This is a genomic window from Halomonas sp. DP4Y7-1 (assembly GCF_019800705.1).
In the GTDB taxonomy this organism is placed as follows: domain Bacteria; phylum Pseudomonadota; class Gammaproteobacteria; order Pseudomonadales; family Halomonadaceae; genus Halomonas; species Halomonas litopenaei_A.
In genome coordinates this window covers 1-1,118 of the sequence record NZ_JAHVKS010000028.1, presented here as the reverse complement: position 1 = coordinate 1,118, position 1,118 = coordinate 1, and the positions used below count along the sequence as shown (strand labels likewise).

The 1,118-nt window shown below is 63.5% G+C and carries 1 protein-coding gene; it reads right to left on the bottom strand.

The window, feature by feature from the left end:
- Positions 1–1,118, bottom strand: a 1,118-nt coding sequence (locus KUV72_RS19685) for a VCBS domain-containing protein (protein WP_222239514.1), incomplete at both ends; no start/stop codon positions are given.

Here is a 1,118-nt window from a genome sequence, read left to right as displayed (position 1 = left end):
ACCGTGGCATCCGCTGCACTACCCAGAACCAGGGAGTCTCCACCCACGGTCACCGTAACGGTGGCACCGTCGGCACCGGCATCGGTGGTCCAGCTGCCGTTGACGCTCTGGCCTTCCACGACTGATTCGGGGGCATCGGTAATGGCGATTTCGGGCTGATCGTCCGCCACCGTCACGCCCACGCTGGCAGACGTGCTGGTGCCGTCGGTATCAGTACCGACCACGGTAATTCCGCTGATGGTCAGTGAATCGACGCCATCGGCGTGGACCAGGCTGTCCGCCAGGGTGGCGGTCACGGTCACTACCGCGGACTGGCCAGCCGTAACCGAGCCGTTGTTGTTCAGCGTCAGGGTGATGGCCGGTTCGCCACCGGCTTCGGTACGCCCTTCCAGCTGACCGGCTGAGTTCAGCGTCCAGGTCAGGGTGCCATTAAGGCCATCCACATCAATATTATCTGTGCTGCCAAAACCGATGGTGGCAATGGCATCACTGCCCGCGGTAAAGGTCAGGCTGGCCACGTCCGTAGAGGAAGCGTCGCCTTCAGTGTCAGCATCATCCAGGGACACGGCGGCATTGGTGGTCGCCGGATCGCTGTCGGTAACGGTGACCGTCGGGCCGGTACCATCGGTAATGGTGACGGTGTGGCTATCGGAGGCGGTATCACCATCACTATCGACGGTCTCGATAGTGAAGTTGACCGATGGGCTCTCTGCCTGGTCGAGGTTGTTATTGGCCTCGAAGGTCCAGTTGCCATCGCGGCCAACGGTCAAGGTGCCTTCGGTCAGGTCGAAGGACACCGTGGCATCCGCTGCACTACCCAGAACCAGGGAGTCTCCACCCACGGTCACCGTAACGGTGGCACCGTCGGCACCGGCATCGGTGGTCCAGCTGCCGTTGACGCTCTGGCCTTCCACCACTGTCGCGGTACCAGGCTCAGTGGAGTCGCCGATCTGCAGCGTCGGCTGATCGTCCGCCACCGTCACGCCCACATTGGCAGACGTGCTGGTGCCGTCGGTGTCGGTGCCGACCACGGTGATGCCGCTGATGGTCAGTGCATCGACGCCATCGGCGTGGGCCAGGCTGTCGGCCAGCGTGGCCGTCACGGTCACTACCGCGGA